This window comes from Bartonella capreoli (assembly GCF_902813205.1).
Classification (GTDB): domain Bacteria; phylum Pseudomonadota; class Alphaproteobacteria; order Rhizobiales; family Rhizobiaceae; genus Bartonella; species Bartonella schoenbuchensis.
This window is the reverse complement of sequence record NZ_CADDZX010000409.1, coordinates 1-382: the sequence shown is the minus strand read 5'-3', so window position 1 is coordinate 382 and position 382 is coordinate 1. Positions and strand designations below refer to the sequence as shown.

Genomic DNA, 382 nt, shown 5'->3' with positions numbered 1-382 from the left:
AAAGGGTGTCAGCTTGTTCCTCAAGAGCTTCAATAGCTTGTTCCGTTTTTTCCTCTGCCGTCTGGTAAACATGGATCGCACGGTTGGCGGTTGTTTGTGCATCGGCACGCGTCATACCATTGTTCATAAGAGTGTTGATGATATCGCTTCGATCAAACTTTGTTGTAATGGCGTCTGCACGATCAGAAAGATGATCACTGAGTTCTTTTAAATAGGTGCGATAGCGAGTAGGATCATTTTTGAAAGCGGATATCGTCGATTCAATATCTTTAAGAGCCTCCTGATAGGATTGCTTTAAGCGGTCAGGATTTAGGGCAGGAATGTCACTTTTTTTGAGAAGTGCGCGTAATTCATTGCCCAATTCATCAAAATCGACCCTATT

At 42.9% G+C, this 382-nt stretch carries 1 pseudogene; it reads right to left on the bottom strand.

What is annotated here, in order from left to right:
- Positions 1-382, bottom strand: a pseudogene (locus tag J7R05_RS09035) (DUF3792 domain-containing protein); the annotation flags it as partial.